Genomic DNA, 15483 nt, shown 5'->3' on the forward strand with positions numbered 1-15483 from the left:
GACGGCTATTCTCGTCAGCTCAAACGACAAGACAGTCAAGACCGTTCACCACGGACACCGCCGCGACGACGACCATCGGGTTCGATCTGCGGACATAGGCCTGCACAGCGCGCCTTAGTGCTGGCCCAGGCGCGCAAGCAGTTCGTCGGTCTTGTCGCGCATGAGGCCAGTATCGCCGCGCGCTTCCACGTTCAGGCGCACGACCGGCTCGGTGTTGGATTTACGCAGGTTGAAGCGCCAGGCGCCGAAGTCCATCGACAGGCCGTCGACGTGTTCGATGGACTCGGCGTGCGGGCTGTAGTGCGACTCCAGATCGGCCAGGGCGGCATCCGGATCGCCAATCTCGCGGTTGATCTCGCCGGACGCCGGAAAGGCCGCGATCCGTTCGGACACCAGCGTGGACAAAGGCTTGCCGGTCTCCGAGATCAGTTGGGCCATGACCAGCCAGGGTATATGGCCGTTGTCGGCATAGGAAAAGGCACGGAAATAATGGTGGGCGCTCATTTCGCCGCCATAAAGCGCGTCGGTGTCGCGCATGACCTGCTTCATGAACGAATGGCCCGACTTGGACTGTACCGCACGGCCGCCGTTTTCCTCGACCTGGGCCAAGGTGTTCCACGTCAGCCGCGGGTCGTGGACGATCGCCTCCCCGGGGTTCATCTTGAGCAGCATTTCGGCGATCAGGCCGACGATGTAGTAGCCCTCGATGAACTCGCCGTTTTCGTCGAAGAAGAAGCAGCGGTCGAAATCGCCGTCCCAGGCCACGCCGAAATCGGCGCCGTGCTCGCGGACCGCCGCGGCAGTCGACTCCCGGTTTTCGACCAGCAGCGGGTTGGGAATGCCGTTGGGCAGCGTGCCGTCGGGCTCGAAATGCATGCGCACGATATCCAGCGGCAGATGCGCTTCGAGTTTGTCGACCACCAGCCCCGCACAGCCGTTACCCGGATTGGCCACGACCTTGAGCGGCGCGAGCTGATCCGGCTTGATCTGGCCGAGCAGGAACTCGATATAGTCATCACGCTGGTCGAGCGCGCGCCGGGTGCCGGGCGTGGCGGCATCGGTGAAGTCGGCATCGAAGGCGCGTTTTTCGATATCGAACAGGCCGTTGTCGGCCGAGATCGGGCGCGCCTGTTCGCGCACGAACTTCAGGCCGTTGTAATCCTTGGGATTATGACTGGCCGTGATCATGATGCCGCCATCGGCATTCTGCGAGAAGGTGCCGTAATAGACCTCCTCGGTGCCACACAGACCGATATCCAGCACGTCGGCACCGGCAGCGTTCAGCCCGGCGATCAGCGCATCGGCCAGCTCGGCGCTGGACAGGCGCATGTCGCGGCCCACGACCACGGTTCGTGCACCGATCTCGGCCACATAGGCGCGACCGATGCGCTCGGCCAGGGCCGCATCGAGTTCGTCGGGCACGCGCGCGCGTACGTCATAGGCCTTGAAGAACGGATAATACTGACCCATCGGGAACTACTCCTTGTCGGTAGGGGCGGCGGCCGGCGCATCGGCGCGCCCGTAGACATCGTCATAGCGCACGATATCGTCCTCGCCGAGATAACTGCCGGACTGGACCTCGATCAGATCGAGCTCGACCTTGCCCGGGTTTTCCAACCGGTGGACGGCCCCCAGCGGAATGAAGGTGGATTCGTTCTCGGTGAGCAGCATCTGACGCTCGTCGCAGGTAACCAGCGCCGTGCCATGCACCACTACCCAGTGTTCGGCCCGGTGATGGTGGCTCTGCAGCGACAAACGTCCGCCGGGCTTGACGCGGATATGCTTGACCTGGAAACGCTCGCCGGCTGCAATCTGCTCGTAGCTGCCCCAGGGCCGATAGGCCTTGCGGTATTCGACCGCCTCAGAGCGCCCCGCCGCGGCCAGACGGCCTACCAGTGACTTGATGTCCTGCTCGCGCGAGCGATCGGCCACCAGCACGGCGTCGTCGGTCTCGACCACGATCTGATCGCGCAGCCCGAGCGTGGCGACCAGCCGCGACTGGCTGTAGACCACGCAATGGTCGCTGTCTTCGAGCCAGACATCGCCACGCGCGCTGTTGCCGCGATTGTCGTGACCGGCCGCGGTGGCCACCGCCGACCAGCTGCCCAGGTCGTTCCATTGGGCGGCGAGTTCCACCATCACCGCCCGATCGGTGCCTTCCATGACCGCATAGTCGATGGAGTCGCCCGGGCTGGCCGCGAACGCATCGGCGTCCAGGCGCAGGAAATCGATATCGGTGACCGCGCCGGCATGCGCGGCGGCGACTGCCTGGTGGATCGCCGGCGCCTGATCGGCCAGCGCGTCCAGATAATCGCGCGCACCGAACAGGAACATGCCGGCATTCCAGAAATAATCGCCCGCGGCGACATATTCGGCCGCCCGCTGCGCATCCGGCTTTTCGATGAAACGCTGCACCGTGCGTACGCCCGCAGCCAGCGTCGCACCGGCCTGGATATACCCGTAGCCTGTCTCGGGCCGGTCCGGGGCAACGCCGAACAGCGTGAGGCGTCCATTATCGGCGCTTGCGCGGGCGGTCTCCACGGCCTCGACGAAGGCGTTCACATCGCCGATCGCATGGTCGGTCGGCAGCACCAGAAGCTGCACATCCTCGCCGTATTCGGCCAGCGCCTCGAAGGCCGCAGCCGCGACCGCCGGGGCAGTGTTGCGCCGCGCCGGCTCGATCATCACGCGCCCGGGCATCCCCGCCGCGCGCAGCTGCTCGGCCATGACGAAGCGATGTTCGTCGTTGCCGATCACGAGCGCCGGGCCCAGATCCTGCACATCGCCGATACGCGCCAGCGCCTGGCCCAGCAGGCTATCTTCGCCGGTCAGGGCGAGAAACTGTTTGGGACGACTCTCGCGCGATAACGGCCACAGGCGTGTGCCGACTCCGCCTGCGAGCAATACCGGAATCAACATGCAGGGCTACTCCTTGGAACAATTCGACGCAGGGGCGAGCGGCGTTCAAGCCGCGATCGCGCACTCACGAGGCGCGTATACGTCTCTAGTATAATTTGTGAGCATACCGGCGACGACCCATCATCACGGCAACGTACTCGGCAGACAACCGAAAGCGTCCGGCCAGGGGACGCCGTGCTTTCATATGGGGGACAGGGCAATGAACTCGTGAGACCACCACACAACACCAAGTCGCTCGCCTGCGGGCTGGGCCTGTTGGCCTTGGTGTCCTCGGTGGGCTGGAGTGCGGATCTGGCGTCGATGCAGAAGGCGGTCGACAGTCAGCGCTTCGATGAGGCCGTACGCCAGAGCGATGCCTATCTCGAGACGCATCCTGGCAATCGCGATGCCCGCTTTGTCCACGCCAGAGCGCTGGCAGGGCTCGGCCGCAACGACGACGCCATCGCGGCCTTCGAATCACTTGCCGCGGATTACCCGCTACGCCCGGAGCCGGCCAACAACCTGGCAGTGCTGTATGCGCGCCAGGGCGATTACGATACCGCCCGTCAATGGCTGGACAAGGCGCTGGCCACACAGCCGGCGTATGCGGTGGCGCATCGCAATCTCGGCGATATCTATACCGCCCTCGCGGACCTGGCCTACCGGCGCGCGCTGGGCAGCGGCACGGAAACAGCGGATGTCGCACTGACGCTGCTCGATCGGCTCTACTATGCCCAGGAATCGGTGGCGCCGGGCGATGCGACGGCCCCGGCGCCTACGCCCGCCAGGCCCCGGCCGGAAATGCTGTCGTCCCCGGCCGAGTCGATCGCGCACGAAAGCCCGTCGGATGCCGGGCAGCCGGCCGTAGCATCGCCGGCCGAGCCGCCACCGCTGCCGGCGGCCGACGCCAGCAACAGCCTCGTTCAGACCGTTCGCGCCTGGGCACTGGCCTGGTCGTCGCAGGACTTCGATGCTTACACCGATTTCTACGGCGCCGAATTCGAACCCGGCGACGGGATGGATCGCAGCCAATGGCTTGCGCTGCGCCGCGCTCGTCTCGAGCGGCCGGACAAGATTCATATCCGGATCGAGGATCCGTCGATAACCCAGCTCACCGACGACCGGGCCCGCGTCGATTTCGTGCAGGACTACGACTCACCGCGCTACAGTGACCGGGTCCGAAAACGTCTGATCCTGGAGCGCACGCCCGCCGGCTGGCGGATTGTGCGCGAGTCGAGCTCCACCCCGTGATCCGCTGTCGTTGTCTGTTGTTTGTCGTTGTCCTGGCCGTGATGCCGGCAATCCCGGCCGTGTTCGCGGCCGACACCCCGGCCGGCAATGCCCCTGCGATCCAGCATGCAGACGCCGAGTCCCAGCTGCTGGCGGTGCTCAACATGGCGCGTCAGGGCGACTACGACGGCGCGCTCGACGATCTATCGGCGCTGATCGAGGCACGACCGAACTTCCGGCTTGCCCAGCTCGTCTACGGCGAATTGATGGTCGCCCGCACCGGACGAAGTATCGATTCGGATATCAGCGCACAGATGCGCGACCAGCGTGACGCTCTGCTCGACGAGGCCAAGACTCGCTGGGCGCATCGCATGGCGGCCTCCAACGCGGGCAAGGTGCCGGATGTGATCCTGCAGATCGCGCCCGAATTCAAACATGTCGTTGTCGTGGATTTATCCAGCAACCGCTTGTATCTGTTTGAAAACGACAACGGCGTGCCGCGGCTGGTATCGGATTTCTATGCCACCATCGGCCAGGGCGGCGCCGGCAAGCAGGTCGAAGGCGACATGCGCACGCCGATCGGCGTCTATCACGTGACTCGTTATCTCAACGACAACATGCTGCCCGAGCTCTACGGAGTGGGCGCGCTGCCGGTCAACTATCCCAACGCGCTGGATCGGGCGGAAGGACGAACCGGCCATGGCATCTGGCTGCACGGCGTACCGCGCACCACCTACTCTCGTACGCCGCGCGCCAGCGAAGGCTGTGTGGTCATTGCCAACGACGACTTCGAAACGCTCCGGGACCACGTGATCGTGGGCCGCACGCCGGTGGTCTTGACCGCCGGACTGAACTGGGTGCCGGTGGCGCGCATCGAACAGCAGCGCACGTCACTGCTGGCCGCGATCGAGGGCTGGCGCCACAGCTGGCAATCCATCGATACGCCCACTTACCTTGCGTATTACGCGCCAGAGTTCGTCAGCGCCGCCGGTCGCGACAAGCCCACGTTCGCGGCCTACAAGAAGAAGCTCAACGCCGAAAAGACGGATATAGCAGTCGATATCAGCCAGATCAGCCTGTTCCGTTATCCCGGCAAACCGAACATGGTGAAAGCGATGTTCACCCAGAACTATCGCAGCAACAATTATCACGAAACCGATCAGAAGGCCCAGTACTGGCAGCTCGACGATCAGGGCGACTGGCAGATCGTGCTCGAAACCGAAAAAGACTGACGCTCGTCAGTTCGGCACGCGCCGAGCGCCGGCGGCAGACCGCCGCTCCGCTAGCGGGCCTGGCTGCGCTGCTGGGCGATCAGGTAATCAGCGACATCGAACATGCGCTGATTGCTGCCGGCCGTACGGCCGCTGATGTAGTAGCGTCCAGCGACACCCAGACTCGGTGTGGCCGTGACATGCATGGCGCGCATGATCTCGCCGGCCTGGCGCACTTTTGCGCTCACCGCATCGCTTTTGAAGGCCCGCTCGAAGCGATCACCGTCGACACCGTGCGCCTCCATGAACGTGCGCATGTCGGTCTCGGACAACAGCCGGCGCCCCTGTTCGTGGATGGCATCGAATATGTCCTCATGCACGTCTTCGAGGACCCCCAGCTGCTGAGCGGCGTAGTACAGGCGTGCATACATCTGGCCGCCCGCGCCGAACAGGGCCGGTACACGTGAAAACACGACGTCGTCGCCCAGGCCTGCGCGCCACTCGTTGAGTTCGGGCTCGAGATGAAAGCAGTGCGGACAGCTGTACAGGAAGAACTCGACGACGTGGATCTTGCCGTCGTCGGGCTCGGCGACCGGTTGATCGACGACCTGGTAGTGATCGCCGGCGACATAACGGGTGACCAGCGACTGCGCGCTGGCCCAGCCGGCAAACAGCATGAGTCCGAACGCGACTAAAACGGTAATACGCTGACCCATCGTCGAGATCCCGCCGGCCCGGTTCAGGGCTGGCTGTTGTCGCCGGCGTTGTCGGCCGATGCATTCGCACCGTCGCCGCTAGTGTCGGTCGAGCCGTCCGACGACGCGTTGTCGCTGCCGCCCTCGGCGTTTGCGCCGTTCTCGGTGCCGGCTGCGGCATCGGCCTTTTGCTTGGCCGCCGCGTCGGCCTGATCGGCCGGCTTCGGCGCGGCCTGCTCGCCGCCCCCGTTGCCGTTCTCGCTCTGGCCGGCCTCATCCTGACCGGCCGCGGCAGGCGGCTGTTCGCCGCTCTGGTCATCGCTGCTCGGCGACTGACCGCCAGCCGCTGCCCCGGCTCCAGCGGCGTTGCCCGCCGCAGCACCCGGGCCGCCGACGCCCTGCATCAACGCCCCATGACCGTTGCCACCGCCCTTCCCGTCGCTGGGGGCCAGGCCGGACACGTAGGACGCCAGCGCCTTGATGTCGGCGTCCGACAGACGTTCGGCCACGCCATTCATGATGGTGGCGTTTCGATAGCCGCTGCGCGTGCCATCGCGATAGGCGGTCAGCTGGGTGACGATGTACTGCGGGTTCTGGCCCGACAAGTGCGGGAATTTGGCCGCCGCATTGCCCAGCCCCGACGGCCCGTGACAGCCTGCACAGGCAGGGGTGTTCTTATCAGGATTACCGCCGTGGTAAAGCACCGCGCCGGCCGGCGCGATGGTCTCGTCGGCCACGCCGGGCTTGGTCTGCTGGGCGGCGAAGTACACCGCCAGATTCTTCATGTCCGCGTCGCTCAGGCCGCTGGCCTGGCCCATCATGATGGCGTTGTTACGCTCGCCGGACTTGAACAGCTTGAGCTGCTCGTAGATATACGGCGCGCCCTGGCCGGCGAGCTTGGGAAACTGGGCCGACTCCATATTGCCCTTCGGCCCGTGGCAGGCAGCGCAGACCGCGGCTTTCTGCTGGCCGGCTTCGGCATCGCCGTCCAGTAATGGATCGGCGCTGACCGCCCCCGCACACATCATCAGCCCGAACAACACAAAAAAGCGCTTGGTCATGTCGTACTCGTCTCCGACGCAAAACAGCAGCACAATGATGGCCATCCGACGCTAGACCGGAACATGGCTGCCCACTGGAAATCGCATTTATTGTATACCACCCGGTGCGACTGCCACAGCCTGCCGGGAAAGCCGGCCTTTTAGGGCCATCCTCTTGCAACGACCGGTAGCTGTCCATGACCGTTTTGACGCCCACGGATTTCCGAAACATGCGATTCGTGTGTTCGTCGCCCAATGCCCGGGCCTTTCCTGCGCCGGAAGGCCCAGAGATCGCCTTCGCCGGCCGCTCCAATGCGGGCAAGTCCAGTGCATTGAATGCGATCTGCGATCGCGTCGGGCTGGCCCGGACGAGCAAGACACCGGGCCGCACGCAGGCGATCAATTTCTTCGAAAGCGGGCCGTGGCGCTTCGCCGATCTGCCCGGCTACGGCTTTGCCAAGGTGCCGCCCGCCACCAAGGCGGCCTGGCAGGCGCTGATCGAGGGTTATCTCAGCCGCCGCGAGACGCTGACCGGCGTCGTACTCGTCATGGATGCACGCCGGCCGCTGACGCCCTTCGACAGACAACTGCTCGATTGGGGCAGCGAATTCGGGTTGGCCTTCCACCTGATTCTCACCAAGGCCGACAAACTGTCGCGTAACCAGCAGGTCAACGCGCTGCGCGCGGTCGAGCAGGCAGTGAGCGGACCGACCGCCCAACTGTTCTCTGCCAGCAAGAAACAGGGGATCGATATCGCGCGCAAGGCGATCGCGCATCTGGCCACGCCCGATGCGGCGCCATAATTGCAAATGAGAATCATTCCTATGTATTCTGTGTCGAAATCCTCGCAGGAGATCGACATGGCCTACGATATTCGTGCATGGCTGGATCGGGAAGGACACCCGCAACTGCAAATCATCGACCGCGACTCGGGCAGCATACGTCTTGCCTGGGCACCGAGCAGTGGCCGTTCGCGCGAGATTAAGGCGTTGTTCCACGAGCTCATGTTACTGAGCGTGCGAGAGAATCTGGCAAACGGGCCCACCCGAGGCGTGAACTGAACGCGCGCTCATCGACCCAGACCGACCACTTGTCGGGAAACCGGCGCGTTTGATCGACGCGGCGGTTTTTCTGTGTCATAAAGAGCGCAGATTGCTGATTGCTCAGGGATAAAAAAAGCCCCGGCGGCAGGGGGAATACCGCCGGGGCGACAGGTTCGGTCTTGGGGGGGAACCGAACCGGTTTTACCGCTCAGGGAGAAAAGCGGGCAAGCGCGTTGCTTGCGTAAGGTAAGACCGGGCTATTTCGGTCGAGTTCCACGGTTGCGAAAAATATTTCGAAATTTTTTTTCGTACCCGATCCGGCTGGGGAGCCGGACACCGTGGGCAGCCTGATTGCTCAGGGAATCGAGACAGATCGCATAAAAAAACCCCGACGGTAGGGGGAGTACCGTCGGGGCAAGATTCCGGTCATTGGGGGGAACCGGATTCGATTACCGCTCAGGGAGAAAAGCGGGCAAGCGCGTTGCTTGCACAGAATCAGACCGAGGACGATCGGCAGAGTTCCGATGAACTCGAAAATATTTTCGTCCTGTTTTACGGGATCGAGCGACGCGTTCGAATTCAGGGGGTTGCAAACGACCATTCGCGGGGGCGAAGCGGTTGGAGCGCAAAAAAAAACCCTGGCGATAGGGGGAGTATCGCCAGGGTCAATTTTTGCCGGTCTTGGGGGAGAACCGGATTCCATGACCGCTCAGGGAGTAAAGCGGCTAAGCGCTATGCATCGCTTATGGTGTTGAGACCGCACGGCGCATCGCGAGTTCCGCAGTCGGCAAAAAAATTTTTGGGCGGTTCGAGGGCCCATCGCCATCGATCCCGACGCTCGCACTTCTGGGCCCGGCGATCGGGCTCAGTGAGCCTGTTCCCAGTTGTCCGCCACGCCGGCTTCAGCGAGCAGGGGGACGTCGAGCGTGGCCACCCGGCTCATGCGGTCGCCGATGGCCTGACCAAGGCGCTGCGCATGATCGCGCGGTACCTCGAAGACCAGTTCGTCGTGGACCTGCATGACCATGCGCGCCGGCTCGCCGGTCTCGCTCAACCAGGCATCCACGTCGATCATCGCTTTCTTGATCAGATCGGCCGCGGTCCCCTGCAGGGGCGCGTTGATGGCGGTACGTTCGGCATACTGGCGCCGCTGGCCGTTCTTGGCGTTGATCTCCGGCAGATACAGGCGACGCCCGTATAGCGTTTCTACATAGCCTTGCGCACGGGCGGCGCTGCGCGTGTCGTCCATGAAACGGCGCACGCCGGCGAACCGCTCGAAGAATTTCTCGATATAAGCGCCGGCCTCCTCGCGGCCGATATCCAGCTGCTTGGACAGGCCGTACGCGGACATGCCGTACATCAGACCGAAGTTGATCGCCTTGGCCGCCCGACGCTGGTCGTTGCTGACCTGATCGAGCGGCGTGTCGAAGACCTCGGCAGCGGTGGCCGCATGCACGTCGCGCCCATCGTTGAAAGCGGCCAGCAGAACCTCGTCACCCGACAGATGGGCCATGATGCGCAGTTCGATCTGGGAATAGTCCACCGCCAGAATCTGCTGACCCTCCGGAGCGATGAACGCTTCACGGATACGGCGACCGGTCTCGGTACGGATCGGGATGTTCTGCAGGTTCGGATCCGACGACGACAGACGCCCGGTCGCCGCCACCGCCTGGTGATACGACGTATGAATACGTCCGGTCACCGGATTGATCTGGGTGGGCAGCTTGTCGGCATAGGTCGAACGCAGCTTGGACAGCTCCCGCCAGTCGACGATCATGGCCGGCAGTTCATGCCGGTCGGCGAGCTCGCGCAGCACGTCCTCGGCGGTCGACGGCGCGCCCTTGGGCGTCTTGCGAATGACGGGCAACTCCAGCCGGTCGAACAGGATCTCCTTGAGCTGCGCGGGCGAGCCGAGGTTGAACTCGCCGCCGGCCGCCTCGAAGGCGGCCTGCTTGATCTGCTCCATGCGCTCGGCCATCTCCTGGCTGACCCGGGCAAGCAGATCGCGATCGACCAGCACGCCATTGGCCTCGACCCGGGCTAATACCGGCATCAGCGGCATCTCGATATCCGCGAACAGCGCCTTCAGGCGCGCGTTTTCGCACAGCCGGCCGTAGAGCAGTTGGTGCAACTGCAGGGTAACGTCGGCGTCTTCGGCCGCGTAAGGCGTGGCAACATCCAGATCGACCTGGTTGAAGGTGATCTGCTTGGCCCCCTTGCCGGCGACCTCTTCGAACTTGGTGGTCTTGCGCTCGAGATACTTCTGCGCCAGTGAGTCCATGTCGTGGCGCGTGGCCGTGCTGTCGAGCACATAGGATTCGAGCATGGTGTCGAAATCCGCGCCGCGGACATCCACGCCATGCCGGCGCAGCACGTTGATGTCGTACTTGATGTGCTGACCGAGCTTGGGAATATCCGGGTTTTCAAGCACCCCGCGCACGCGCTCAAGCACGGTCGCCATCGGCAGCTGTTCGGGCGCGCCCATATAGTCATGGGCGACCGGCACATACCACGCTTCACCGGGCGCGACCGCGAACGACAGCCCGACCAGATTGGAGGCCATGGCCGACAGCGCGTCGGTCTCGGTGTCCACACAGATCAGGTCCGCCGCCTCCAGCTTGGCCATCATCGCGTCGAGGCCGGCGGTATCCAGCACCGTGTGATAGCTCGCCTGCTCGAGCGCGGCTGCCGGCGTGGTCTGCGGCGCCGGGGCATCCAGGTCCTCGAGAAACTTGTTGAATTCGTAGCGTCGGTAGAGCTCGGCCAGCGCTGCGGTATCGGGCGCGCGGCGGCTCAGCTCGCGGGCCTCGTCGGCCAGGTCCAGTTCGCACCGGATCGTCGCAAGATCCTGGTAGAGCGGTAGCTCATCGAGCTTGGCACGCAGGTTGTCGGCAACCTTGCCGCCGATCTGGTCGGCATGCTCGATCACGCCGGCCAGCGAGCCGTACTCATTGAGCCACTTCGCCGCGGTCTTGGGTCCGACCTTGGCAACACCCGGGATATTGTCGGACGAGTCTCCCACCAGGGCCAGAAAATCGGTGATCAGCTCCGGGCCGACGCCGAATTTGTCGTGTACGCGCGCCACATCGGTGACGCGATCCTGCATCGTGTCGAGCAGGGCCACGCGCTCGTTGACCAGCTGCGCCATGTCCTTATCGCCCGTGACGATCAGCACCTCGCCGGGGTCCCGCGCGGTGAGCGTGCCGATGACGTCGTCAGCCTCGACGCCGGCGACCTGCAGCATGGGCAGGCCCAGCGCTTCGATGACCGCCTTGATGCCCTCGAACTGAGCCGACAGCTCTTCGGGCACCGGCGGCCGGTTGGCCTTGTAGTCGGCGAACAACTCGTTGCGAAATGTACCCCCACGGGGATCGAACACCACGACGATGCGATCGGCCTCGTACTCGCGCAGGAACTTGCGCAGCATGTTGGTCATGCCATAGATCGCGCCGGTGGGTTCGCCGTTGCCGTTGGTCAGCGGCGGCAGCACGTGATAGGCGCGATACAGCCACGACGAGCCGTCGATGAGAATCAGAGGGCCCTTGGGCGATACATCGGTTTGGGACATGCAAATCGGTAGACGAGCCCGGGGACCTTGGCACCCCCAGGCGAAATCGAGACAGACAGCTTAACGCGCCCGGCTGGCACACCACAGCCGGCTGCGACTAGGCGAACGGCAGCCGTTGCTCGCCGTGCATGAGCTCGGCGATGGTTTCCCGCCTGCGCACCTCGAAGACGGCCTCGCCGTCGACCATGATCTCAGCGGCCCGCGGCCGTGCGTTATAGGTCGAGGCCATGGTGAAGCCGTAGGCTCCGGCGCTGCGCACCGCCAGCAGATCGCCTGCCGCCAGCGCCAGTTCGCGCTCGTGGCCGAGGAAGTCGCCGGTCTCGCAGATCGGCCCAACGACCTCCCAGCGGCGCACCTCATCTGCGGTCGACGCCTGGTCGACCGCGACAATCTCGTGCCAGCCGCCATACAGGGCCGGCCGAAGCAGGTCGTTCATGGCCGCATCGACCACGGCAAAATGCTTGTCGTCGGGGGCGATGCCGGGCTTGAGCAATTCCACGCGGGTCAGCAGCACGCCGGCGTTGGCCACCAGCACGCGGCCGGGTTCGACCACGAGCTTGAGGTCGCGGCCGGCGACCAGCGCGCCGATCGTCTGGGCATACTCCGCGGGCGAAGGCGGTGTCTCGTCGCGATAGCGAATGCCCAGACCGCCACCGACGTCCAGGTGTTCGATGACGATACCGCGCTCGGCCAGCCGGTCGATCAGGGCGAGCACGCGCTCCACCGCGTCCCGGAACGGTGCAAGACGGGTCAGTTGCGAGCCGATATGACAGTCCACACCCCGGATGTCGATGCCGTCGAGCGTGGCAGCCCGTACATACAGGGCCTCGGCGCGTTCGAAATCCACACCGAACTTGTTCTCTTTGAGGCCCGTGGCGATATAGGGATGCGTCTGCGCATCGACATCGGGATTGACCCGCAGGGAGATCGGCGCGCGACAGCCTAGCCGGCGCGCCACCGTGTCGATACGGTCCAGCTCTGCCTCGGACTCCACGTTGAAGCAGGCGATACCGACTTCCAGCGCGCGCTGGATTTCGTCGACGCGCTTGCCGACACCGGAAAACACCACCTTGGCCGGGTCGCCGCCGGCGGTGATCACCCGCTCGAGCTCGCCCACCGAAACGATATCGAAGCCGCTGCCCAGATCGGCGAGCAGGCCCAGCACTCCGAGATTGCCGTTGGCCTTGACCGCAAAGCAGATTTCGTGATCGATATCCGCCAGCGCCTGGTCGAACACCCGATAATGGCGCCGAATGGTCGCCGCACTGTAGACATAGGTCGGCGTGCCGAAACGATGTGCAATATCGGCCAGGGCGACGTCTTCGACATGGAGAACGCCGTCGCGATAATCGAAATGGTCCATGGCGATCAGTCGTCGAGCGGGCTGCGCGTCCTGCGTGCATCGGCCTCGGTCGAGGACGAATCCTCGCCGCTGCCCGACCCGAACGGGCCGTCGGTCTGTGAAACCGGTTCGTCGCCCGGCAAGTACAGCGGTCCCTTCTGGCCACAACCGGCCAGGAGCAGGACGGTCGCAACAACCAGAACAATCGCCGGAATACGCGCTTTCATCGGTGGCAGGCCCTCTGAATGAACGCGGATTCTAACAGCGTCCGGCGCCAAGACGATCAGCCGGTCGCCCCCAGATGCTTGGCCAGGAAGCGCAGATGATCTTCCATGAAGCTCGCGATGAAGAAATAGCTGTGGTCGTAGCCGTCACGCCGCCGTACGTCCACCTGGGCGCCGACCTTGTCGGCCGCCTCTTCCAGACGATGCGGATGCAACTGTTCTTCATAGAACTGATCGTCCAGACCCTGCTCGATGAGGATCGGGGGCAGCGATTCGCCGTTGTCAGCCGCATTCATGATCGCGGTCGCGTCGTAGGCCAGCCATTTCTCGCGATCGTCGCCGAGATACTTCGGGAACGCCTTCATGCCCCAGGGCACCTCGGTGGGCGCACAGATCGGCGAGAACGCCGAGATCGCCGCAAAACGGTCGACATTGCGCAGGCCGATGACCAGCGCACCGTGGCCGCCCATCGAATGGCCGGAAATCGCCTCGCGAGCCAGGTCCAGCGTGGTGCCGAATTCGTCGGCCAGCAACGCCGGCAGCTCGTTCACGACGTAGTCGTACATCTGATAGTGCGCCGCCCACGGCGACTCGGTCGCGTTGACATAAAAGCCCGCGCCCTTGCCCATGTCATAGCTGTCCTCGTCGGCGACATCGTCACCTCGGGGGCTGGTATCGGGGGCGACGATCGCAACACCCAACTCGGCGGCCACGCGCTGGGCGCCGGCCTTGTTGACGAAATTCTCGTCGGTACAGGTCAGCCCAGACAGCCAGTACACGACCGGTACCCGCCGCGTATCGGCCAGCGGCGGCAGATAGAGCGCGAAGGTCATATCGCAATTACAGGTCTTCGAGGCGTGCGTATAGCGGCGCTGCCAGCCGCCGAAGGCCTTGTGTTCGTCGATCTTTTCCATCACCGATTTCCTGTGTCGTTTCGCAACGACGCCGCGGCACCGATAGCGATGCCGCGGCGCGAGGTGTTGCCGGCGGGCCTAGAAGTGCAGCACGGAACGGATGGCTTCCCCGTCGTGCAGCAACTTGAAGGCTTCGTTGATCTTCTCGAACGGCAGATCGTGGGTGACGAAATCATCGATATTGATCTCGCCGTTCATGTAACGCTCGACATAACCCGGCAGCTGGGTCCGACCCTTGACACCACCGAAAGCCGAGCCGCGCCATACGCGCCCGGTCACCAGCTGGAAGGGACGGGTGCTGATCTCCTCGCCGGCACCGGCGACACCGATAATCGTGGACTCACCCCAGCCCTTGTGGCAGCACTCGAGCGCGCTGCGCATGATATTCACGTTGCCGATGCACTCGAACGAATAGTCGACGCCGCCATCGGTCAGTTCGACGATGACCTGCTGGATCGGATCGTCGTAATCCTTCGGGTTGACGCATTCGGTCGCACCGAGCTGCTTGGCGAATTCGAACTTGTCGGGATTGATATCGATCGCGATGATCCGCGAGCAGTTCGCCATGCGCGCGCCCTGGATCACCGACAGGCCAATCGCTCCCAGCCCGAATACTGCCACGGTGGACCCTTCCTCGACCTTGGCGGTATTGAACACCGCGCCAATGCCCGTGGTCACACCGCAACCCAGCAGACAGACCTTGTCCAGCGGGGCCTCCTTGCTGACCTTGGCCAACGAGACTTCAGGAACCACGGTGTACTCGGAGAACGTTGAAGTCCCCATGTAGTGGTAGATTTCCTGGCCCTTGCAGGTGAACCGGCTCGTGCCGTCGGGCATCAGACCCTGGCCCTGGGTCTCGCGAACGGCGCCGCACAGGTTGGTCTTGCCGGATTTGCAGAATTTGCACTCGCCGCACTCGGCGGTATACAGCGGAATGACGTGATCGCCGGGGGCGACCGAGGTGACGCCTTCGCCGACTTCCTCGACCACACCGCCGCCTTCATGCCCGAGAATGCGCGGGAAAAAACCCTCAGGATCGGCGCCCGACAGGGTGAAGGCGTCGGTATGACACACCCCGGTGGCCACGATACGCACGAGCACTTCGCCCTTTTTCGGCGGCGCGACTTCGACTTCTTCCAGACTGAGCGGCTTGCCCGCTTCCCAGGCAACGGCTGCGCGAGATTTCATGGCTTCTCCTTCCGTAAACGCAAAAAGCGCTGATTCGTTCTTGTATGAAACACAGGAATCGAGTCTAGCGCATCGGCCATCCTTATACGCAACCAAAATTTCCTTGCATGCCCGTGCGCCGCTGTACAGA

The 15483-nt window shown here is 63.9% G+C and carries 12 protein-coding genes and 1 pseudogene; 4 read left to right on the plus strand and 9 right to left on the minus strand.

The genetic code is table 11. The features are described from left to right. Positions 1-114 precede the first annotated feature (114 nt). Both T31B1_RS02355 and T31B1_RS02360 read right to left on the minus strand, forming a co-directional pair. A complete protein-coding gene (locus T31B1_RS02355; RefSeq protein ID WP_353247853.1) occupies positions 115-1470 on the minus strand; it encodes a phosphohexomutase domain-containing protein in 1356 nt (451 codons plus the stop codon). 6 nt (positions 1471-1476) lie between these two features. Then, positions 1477-2919 carry a mannose-1-phosphate guanylyltransferase/mannose-6-phosphate isomerase gene (locus T31B1_RS02360; protein WP_353247854.1) on the minus strand — a complete coding sequence of 481 codons (1443 nt, stop codon included), beginning with the start codon at positions 2917-2919 and terminating at the stop codon, positions 1477-1479. A gap of 207 nt (positions 2920-3126) precedes the next feature. Between T31B1_RS02360 and T31B1_RS02365 the strand changes: the two genes are divergently transcribed. Together T31B1_RS02365 and T31B1_RS02370 are read left to right on the plus strand one after the other, a co-directional pair. Further along, positions 3127-4149 (plus strand): L,D-transpeptidase Cds6 family protein, encoded by a 1023-nt coding sequence (locus tag T31B1_RS02365; RefSeq protein WP_353247855.1) that lies wholly within the window; start codon positions 3127-3129, stop codon positions 4147-4149. Further along, on the plus strand, positions 4146-5360 hold the full coding sequence (locus tag T31B1_RS02370) for a L,D-transpeptidase family protein (protein ID WP_353247856.1): 1215 nt from the start codon (positions 4146-4148) through the stop codon (positions 5358-5360). The genes T31B1_RS02365 and T31B1_RS02370 overlap by 4 nt, the downstream gene beginning before the upstream one ends. 50 nt (positions 5361-5410) lie before the next feature. Here the strand turns inward: T31B1_RS02370 and T31B1_RS02375 are convergent, their stop codons facing one another. Beyond that, complete coding sequence (locus T31B1_RS02375) at positions 5411-6055, minus strand: thiol:disulfide interchange protein DsbA/DsbL (RefSeq protein WP_353247857.1); 645 nt, start codon at positions 6053-6055, stop codon at positions 5411-5413. 23 nt (positions 6056-6078) lie between these two features. Continuing rightward, positions 6079-7095: a c-type cytochrome gene (locus T31B1_RS02380; protein WP_353247858.1), complete on the minus strand. Its 1017-nt coding sequence runs from the start codon at positions 7093-7095 to the stop codon at positions 6079-6081. Positions 7096-7271: 176 nt separating this feature from the next. Here T31B1_RS02380 and yihA point away from each other — a divergent pair, with 176 nt between their 5' ends. Together yihA and T31B1_RS02390 are read left to right on the plus strand one after the other, a co-directional pair. Beyond that, positions 7272-7877: a ribosome biogenesis GTP-binding protein YihA/YsxC gene (gene yihA, locus T31B1_RS02385; RefSeq protein WP_353247859.1), complete on the plus strand. Its 606-nt coding sequence runs from the start codon at positions 7272-7274 to the stop codon at positions 7875-7877. A 57-nt stretch (positions 7878-7934) separates the two neighbouring features. Beyond that, positions 7935-8135: a hypothetical protein gene (locus T31B1_RS02390; RefSeq protein ID WP_353247860.1), complete on the plus strand. Its 201-nt coding sequence runs from the start codon at positions 7935-7937 to the stop codon at positions 8133-8135. A gap of 847 nt (positions 8136-8982) precedes the next feature. On the opposite strand, the gene polA is transcribed toward T31B1_RS02390, so the two are convergent. From polA to T31B1_RS02415, 5 genes and pseudogenes are all read right to left on the minus strand, one after another. After that, positions 8983-11685 (minus strand): DNA polymerase I, encoded by a 2703-nt coding sequence (gene polA / locus T31B1_RS02395; RefSeq protein WP_353247861.1) that lies wholly within the window; start codon positions 11683-11685, stop codon positions 8983-8985. Between the two features lie 97 nt (positions 11686-11782). After that, positions 11783-13048, minus strand: coding sequence for a diaminopimelate decarboxylase (lysA, locus tag T31B1_RS02400; protein ID WP_353247862.1), 1266 nt, complete (start codon positions 13046-13048; stop codon positions 11783-11785). Between the two features lie 107 nt (positions 13049-13155). Next, positions 13156-13254, minus strand: a pseudogene (gene lptM, locus T31B1_RS20055) (LPS translocon maturation chaperone LptM); the annotation flags it as partial. Between the two features lie 56 nt (positions 13255-13310). Beyond that, complete coding sequence (fghA, locus tag T31B1_RS02410) at positions 13311-14165, minus strand: S-formylglutathione hydrolase (protein ID WP_353247864.1); 855 nt, start codon at positions 14163-14165, stop codon at positions 13311-13313. A 78-nt stretch (positions 14166-14243) separates the two neighbouring features. After that, a complete protein-coding gene (locus T31B1_RS02415) occupies positions 14244-15353 on the minus strand; it encodes an S-(hydroxymethyl)glutathione dehydrogenase/class III alcohol dehydrogenase (RefSeq protein WP_353247865.1) in 1110 nt (369 codons plus the stop codon). Positions 15354-15483: the final 130 nt, after the last annotated feature.

This window comes from Salinisphaera sp. T31B1 (genome assembly GCF_040361275.1).
In the GTDB taxonomy this organism is placed as follows: Bacteria; Pseudomonadota; Gammaproteobacteria; order Nevskiales; family Salinisphaeraceae; genus Salinisphaera.